Genomic DNA, 6,303 nt, shown 5'->3' with positions numbered 1-6,303 from the left:
CGGCAACGTCTCGCTTGCAAACGACTTGAGAGCGGGATTGTCGCCTTCCTTGGCGTAGCTTTCAAACATGCTTACAGCATCGGCATGCGCCGTCTTCTGCATGTCGGCATAGGTTGCATCGACTGGCGCCGCAGCTGACTGCAACTTGTCGACGTCGTTCTTGTGGGCAGCGTCGAGGTCGGCGGGCACCTGCAATTTCTGTTCGCCGGCAATACTCTCGAGTTTGGCGTTCGCAGCACCGTGGTCGGAGATCATCTTCTGCGCGAAATCCTTAAGGGTCGGATCCTGGAGCTTGCTTTGAGCGACCTTGCTGGACTGCACTTCGAACATCCCGCCGATCGCGGCCTTCGTGACGAAGTCCTGGGCCGTCTCTGCTGACAAGGCAGGCAGTACAGCGGTCATTGCGGTCGCGATCGACAGCGATGCCATGCGTAGTTTGGTTCTCATGCTTAGGTTCCTTGTTGAGGAGGACGATGAACTCCAATCTCCCGGCGCCATCTTTGTTCCGGGCCTTGATAAATGTCGGATATTTTCGGGGCGCCATTCCCGCCGTCACGAGCTGGGCGGAGTGACACCGATCCCAGATTGTCCAGGAACCCCAGACCGATCGAAGAGTTGCCATTGCTCGCAGAGGGGACCTGATGGCGGAAAAAATCCAACGGTGAGTTTGGTATGCTTGCCGGCAAAGAGCCTGAAGCAGACGGGACGGCCGACCAGAAGATCACCACACGGCGGAAAGACGTCGGTAACGCCACAGATTGCGCTTACCCAGGCATCCCGGCGGCGTCAGCAGGTCGACATGCGTGACCTTCGCCAAGTAAATTGCCGGCCAAGGCTCGTTTCTGAGGGTTAGCTTATGAAAGCCCGCCGCCCCATTTGCGAAGCGGCGGGCTTCCTCCGCCCCAACTTGTCAATGCAACTTTGATGCCAAACCTTTTTGGCTCTTGATAGGACAGTGGCCCCTCCGACAGCGATCAAACAGACATCCAAAATGCCAGCAGCAGGGCGCATAAGGACGAGACGAGGGCAGCGGTGGCAAAAAACACGCCCTGCCAATCTGGCGGTGGCTCGGATATCAACTTGTCGGGGGGCGGCTGATTGTCATTCATGAAAGCAATTTGCGACGCCAAGTGTAGTTCCCCCTGATCCTTCAGGTTGTCGGCGGAAATGCTCGTCGCCTACCGAAGACCAAAAAAACTCAAAATCGCCAAGACGACGACCACCGCACCAACGAGCCAAATGAGATTGTTCATGATCTCTCTCCTGTTGCTTTCGAAAGTTCGCGCCTGGCAGCCCCGACTGTTCGGGACGCTTCTTCTTCGAGTTTTACAAGCTTCTCCCTGATCTCGTCCGGCTCGGCATGCTCCAATCCGACAACGTCGTTCCTGGTTTCGTTCAGTGAAACGATGATCTCGTCGAGTTTTGCGTGAATGGCGGCGGTATCGCGATAGCCTTGTAAAAGGACAACACCGGTGATCACGATGGCGGCAACCGACAGGGCATAGGTGACCGCATTTGTCAGTCCAAAAGGCACCAGGGCGGTGCACAAAACCATTGCCACGAGCATGACATAGAAGCCTGGCGGCCGAGATAGGAAGTCGGAGGCTGCGAAAAGGAACCGATTCATATGCTGGCCAAGGTCATCAAGGCGACCAGTGCGGTAATCGCCACACAAACAGGCACCGCCGCCAGCAGGCCTGCCTCTAAGATCCGACTCTCCTTGTCGCGCAACATCAGGTCACCTACTGCAGGTTAAAGATACAGGGGTTCGGCGTCGGAAGGGACGTTGCTGCGCCGATCCACCACATGCCAGCTTAGAACGAGTGCCATCACGAGAAAGGGAACAGCCGCGAATAACCAGCGTGCTTGGTCCACACTTTATCCATCTGCATTCTTCCAAATTCGAGAGACAACAGCCGCGGAAGCCAAGCGTTCCAGCCGCTGCCGCTGACAGGACCAATGCGGTTTCCAGAACCAGACTTAGGTCCCAAGGGGACTAGACCTAAGTACCTAGGGCGGAACGTTTAGGGCGGCTCCATGTTCAACTTGCCGGGCGGCGCGGGACGATGATCGTGTTGCGCCCGTCCCTACAGGAGTGCAGATATGAACATGCTTCTAAAGAACACCGCAGCAGCGATGTTGCTATTGGCTGGGATCGGCTCAGCCGCCGCGGACGACATCATCATCCAGCCGGAACAGGACACCGTCATCCGCGAATATGTGAAGAAGCAGCCCCTGGCGTCGGTCAAGCTCCCCGGCGTGGAACTGAATGTCGGGACAGCCCTGCCGGAAACGGTTGAGATCCATGAGGTCCCCAACGTCAAATATCGCTACGTTGTGGTCGACAACCGCACGGTGCTGGTGGACCCGGGCACCCGAAAAATCATCAAGGTTTACGACTGAACGAACCATCCAACCCCGCCGCCATCGCCTGGCGGCGGGGTCGAAGCTTACAAATCTCCACAATCCGGTGACGAGCCTTGAAGTCGCGACATCGCAACCTTCCAAAGGTCCGGGCTTTATGGATGATGGTCGCGGCCAGGCAGAGTTTTCCGCTCAACAAGCCAGTCCAGGAGCTCAAGGACTTTCAGGGCAAGATCTGTGCACGAGTAATACGCTTTATGGCGCTCCTGCCTCCGGGTGACCAGACCAGATTCTCGCATCATGCCGAGATGCTGGGAGAGTGCTGAGTTGCTAAGCCCCAGTCGCGGCGCCAGATCAGAAACGGATATTTCTCCGTCAGCAAGAATCATTAGAGCGAGAAGGCGCTTTTCATTAGCCATGGCAGCGAGCAGCTCGGCGGATGGCGCATGAATGCTGGGCTTTTCGGGATTCATGATGTTGCCCTCGCTCACGCGTCTTGCGCCGGCCGAAATGTAAAGAAGCGGCCTCCCTTCACGGCAGCGGCGGGCGCCCCAGTAAGGATGTGCCGGGATCGTCGCGTGCCCCGGCGCGCCAGATCTATTAGCGTGGTGTATGTTCCATCAGAAGGGCGTCGCTGTCTCACGGCCAGCCTCGGCGGCTAAGCGCCTTAGCGCCTTAGCTCCTGGATCGGCCTTTCTTCGAAGCCTGGGGACCCTTGGCTTCGGCAGCAAGGCGTTGTTCTCGAAGTCGCGCAGTTTTCAAATAACGCGCCTCTCTCTCGGCCGCGTTAGCAACTTTTGCCTCGCGGTCTGCGCGCTCCAATCGGTCTTTGTCGACGCTTCGCTGGGACACTTTTGCCTCCTACCAGAAGACCGTTGAATTTACTGTTCGCTAAATTGTTCCCGTCAATCGGCGACTGCCTTCCTGACGCATGCCGACCCAGCCGCCGTCCGCAGCACCGATGGCCACGACGATCTCGTCGGCAGCCGGGCCGTCGGCGATCTGAAAATTGGCGGTGATGAAGTGTGAGCGGCGACCGTTCTCGCTCTTGTGCATCATCTGAAGCGACAGCAGCGCGCCAGGCGCGCTGCGTGTGTTGCAGAATTCGAGATAGGTCGTGCCGCCCACGAGGCTTCTCGCCTCATTAACATGGGCTAATGCGAGAGACCCTCCGAGAGGGTAATGTAGAGCTTAGCGAAAGGGCTGAACGATGACGATAGTCGAACTGGCTTTCGATTTGCTTGCGAAGAAGCTCGCCGCCCGCACCGGCATTTCCAGCGAAGAAGCTAGTGACCTCGTCGCCACTATGGGAGCTGATTGGTCGTCACTCGTGCGAGCAGCAAGGGTAATGAAAAAATACTCCGGTGTTGCCTGACCCGCTCGGCCTGGCAGTTCCTGATTTCAATCGGAATGACGCTCCACGCCGCATGAGGAACTGCCGTCATCAGACCAGGTCGTTGGTTTGTCGTTGCCGCCCAAACAGGACGGTCACCCCCAAGACCGATACGAATATTACCTGGTCAAGGTAGTTGCTATGTGGGCCCGCGCCACGGCGGTCAGCGCGGGTCCGTACGCTGCGCTGACCGGCGCTCACTTATCGCCTGCGAGCCACGATCCTAGATCAGCGCTTGGCGTTGTCACTCTCCGAGTCGGCCCGCGCGAGGAACTGCTCGGCTGTCGCTGGAATATGGCTTTTCAACCAGTCCGCCATCGCAACTTCCTCACGCAGATTCTCTTCGCAGAGCTGGGCGACCTCTGCTTCGCCTAGCGATTTGGCGGCGGCGATCAGGATTGTGTAGGAGGCGATTTCCATGTGCTCGAACGTGTAGCTTGCAAGCGATCCCTTCATCACTTCGTCCCCGGCGAACACCCCACTGAGCGACTGCGCCATTGCCGTCAGCTTGCCGCCGGCATCCTTCAGTGTGGAAGATCCTTGTCCGATGCGGTCAAGACAGGTTTCCAGCCGAGCAGCCTGCTGTCTGGTCTCCTGGATGTGCTGGCGAATCCGCTCGCTGAGCTCAGGATAGTTCTCTATCCGGTTCAGTTGCCCATTCAACATGGTTTCGGCCTGCTCCTCCATGGCGTGAGCATCCCTGAGCCATTGGACAAGCCATTCGCGTGATTCTGACATTTCATACCTCCTTCATGGGTCGGCCAGAACTTTCAAAGGGAGATATTGTTCCTCATCGGTTGCTGCCGAGTCAGCCTGTATTGCAGGCTCCTCGAGGTAGGCGCTGCAAGCGGGCGCTTGGCACCAGGAGAGAGTGGCGGGCGACGGGCATGGTCGCGGTGTCGGCGTTGGCAAAACGCATTCCTGCAGAAATGACGAAGCTGCTGCCTGCCGCGGGTTCCGTGATGGATGATCTCAATGAAGCGTTTCGCGTCGGCTCGCATTCCAATACCCGCGCCGCGATGTGTCAGGCTGTGTCTTGCCCGAGCGCCTTGGCCGTTGCCATTCGTCTTGCAAAATCAGCCCATTGCCGGTGCGCCCCAGCGAGGCCTCCAGGTTCAACAACGGAGATCATATCACGATGGAACGTCACGGCGTTTCGCAGGTTGGTATTGGGGTTTTCGCGCTAGGGAAAGAGCCATGACTTCTTCAGACAAGTCTTCAACTAACATATCACACCGCCCCGAGAAATCGAGCGGCAGGACCCCGTCAAAGCCGGCGACACCTTCACCGGCCCCAGAGAAAATATCCGGAGCAGGCCCTGCGGTCGCCGAGCATTCGAAAGACGCCAAGGCGCCCAGAGGCGGGCGTCAACCTGGGGCCTATGTCAAGGATTAGATAGCCGAGCTGGGTTGCGTTTGTCTGGCCAATGCAGGAAGCGACGAGGAGGTTTTTATGCAGATGATGGGAGTTGTCGTCAGCCGAGACCAGGCTCCGGTCGTGGAATTTCGGGGCGAGGGAGGCGAGTGTATTACAGTTACCCTGCAGGCCGGGCATACTCTTCCCGACGATGAACTCATTGCAAAGGCTAGGGCCATGATGGTTCAGGTCGCTCAGTTCGGGACGGACCAGATCAACAATGCGGCGATGTCTGACGGGTCGTCGGCCGATGGGGTGATACAATCCGGAATGTCGGGATAGATAGCTTCGCTCGATGCAGGCCTGCTGCAAGGCCACGAGTCGGCAGCGGACGTGCAGTCATCAGCCAGAAGATGGCGAGAACGGTACGCAGGCAAGGCACGCAGATCGCACCCTCCAAAGCAGCGACACCGGTGATCATCGAAAAGCCGAGCGTGAGCGTTGGGGCTATCAAAGCTATGGAACAAAGCTTGCGCGCACTGGTTGGGGCCAAATTCAACGCTGTGGGGAGGGGATATGTCGCGTATCTTCAATCTTGGTTTGCCGGTCCTGCTTGGCGCTGCAACGTTCACGCTCAATGTTGCTTCGGACCCGCTGCCGCCGGATCTGACGTATCGTCCATTGCCAAGCTTGCCTTTTTCTGCGGTCAAGGAAACTGACGAGGCGCAAAAGCCGGCTGTGACACAACGGCAACGCGGCCTGCTCGAGAGCCGTTACGATCTGGCCGACCGGCCGATGCCCGGCGTCATGATGTCGGGCGGGCGCAAGGCTGTACAAGAAGGCTCGCGAGTGAAACTGCCGGCAGGCGAAACCTGGAGCAGCCTGGCAGCGAAAACCCCTCAGGAAATTCGTGATCGTGGTCTGTTGCCGCAAGGCTTCCTACCGTTGCCGCACGTCAAGCAGGCCGCCGGAGGTCAGGTCTTTCCTGAAAGTGAGATTAGAGAGATCGGCGCTGATGAAGGACGCGATCTGCGCCGCTTCGACGTCGATTTCGATCTACCGGATCACCTTACCCCGGAGTTTCCACCTCCAATATTTCTGACCACGCACCCGGAGCTTGGAGATGTGTCGCGAGGGGATCTGCTGACGATACGCAACTTCTACGAATACATGAACGGCATCATCACGCC

Annotated in this window: 6 protein-coding genes and 2 pseudogenes; 3 read left to right on the top strand and 5 right to left on the bottom strand. The window is 58.0% G+C overall.

Translation table 11 applies throughout. The features are described 5' to 3' along the window. Together EN943_RS33800 and EN943_RS33795 are read right to left on the bottom strand one after the other, a co-directional pair. Positions 1-429, bottom strand: a 429-nt coding sequence (locus tag EN943_RS33800) for a DUF4142 domain-containing protein (RefSeq protein ID WP_348630113.1), incomplete at its 3' end; no start/stop codon positions are given. 820 nt (positions 430-1,249) lie between these two features. Further along, complete coding sequence (locus tag EN943_RS33795) at positions 1,250-1,627, bottom strand: low affinity iron permease family protein (RefSeq protein ID WP_063170791.1); 378 nt, start codon at positions 1,625-1,627, stop codon at positions 1,250-1,252. A gap of 476 nt (positions 1,628-2,103) precedes the next feature. Between EN943_RS33795 and EN943_RS33785 the strand changes: the two genes are divergently transcribed. After that, a complete protein-coding gene (locus EN943_RS33785) occupies positions 2,104-2,403 on the top strand; it encodes a DUF1236 domain-containing protein (protein ID WP_013525105.1) in 300 nt (99 codons plus the stop codon). Positions 2,404-2,519: 116 nt separating this feature from the next. Here the strand turns inward: EN943_RS33785 and EN943_RS33780 are convergent, their stop codons facing one another. Both EN943_RS33780 and EN943_RS33775 read right to left on the bottom strand, forming a co-directional pair. Then, positions 2,520-2,855, bottom strand: a complete 336-nt coding sequence (locus tag EN943_RS33780; RefSeq protein ID WP_245441379.1) for a metalloregulator ArsR/SmtB family transcription factor — start codon at positions 2,853-2,855, stop codon at positions 2,520-2,522. A 451-nt stretch (positions 2,856-3,306) separates the two neighbouring features. After that, positions 3,307-3,501, bottom strand: a pseudogene (locus EN943_RS33775) (amino acid synthesis family protein); the annotation flags it as partial. Between the two features lie 73 nt (positions 3,502-3,574). On the opposite strand from EN943_RS33775, the gene EN943_RS37825 reads away from it, so the two are divergent. Beyond that, positions 3,575-3,739: a hypothetical protein gene (locus EN943_RS37825; protein WP_164752019.1), complete on the top strand. Its 165-nt coding sequence runs from the start codon at positions 3,575-3,577 to the stop codon at positions 3,737-3,739. Positions 3,740-3,985: 246 nt separating this feature from the next. On the opposite strand, the gene EN943_RS33770 is transcribed toward EN943_RS37825, so the two are convergent. Beyond that, complete coding sequence (locus EN943_RS33770) at positions 3,986-4,495, bottom strand: DUF892 family protein (RefSeq protein WP_024504634.1); 510 nt, start codon at positions 4,493-4,495, stop codon at positions 3,986-3,988. A 1,194-nt stretch (positions 4,496-5,689) separates the two neighbouring features. Here EN943_RS33770 and EN943_RS33755 point away from each other — a divergent pair. Further along, positions 5,690-6,303 (top strand): annotated as a pseudogene (locus EN943_RS33755) (cytochrome B6); the annotation flags it as partial.

The sequence above is a fragment of the Mesorhizobium sp. M7A.F.Ca.US.006.01.1.1 genome (assembly GCF_003997935.1).
GTDB lineage: Bacteria > Pseudomonadota > Alphaproteobacteria > Rhizobiales > Rhizobiaceae > Mesorhizobium.
The sequence above is the reverse complement of the archived record's forward strand: the minus strand, read 5'-3'. Positions and strand labels throughout refer to the sequence as shown.

Bases quoted from the DNA above. Each gene is read 5' to 3' on its own strand.
- EN943_RS33770 (WP_024504634.1), bottom strand. From the start codon at position 4,495: ATGTCAGAATCACGCGAATGGCTTGTCCAATGGCTCAGGGATGCTCAC.
- EN943_RS33785 (WP_013525105.1), top strand. From the start codon at position 2,104: ATGAACATGCTTCTAAAGAACACCGCAGCAGCGATGTTGCTATTGGCT.
- EN943_RS33795 (WP_063170791.1), bottom strand. From the start codon at position 1,627: ATGAATCGGTTCCTTTTCGCAGCCTCCGACTTCCTATCTCGGCCGCCA.
- EN943_RS37825 (WP_164752019.1), top strand. From the start codon at position 3,575: ATGACGATAGTCGAACTGGCTTTCGATTTGCTTGCGAAGAAGCTCGCC.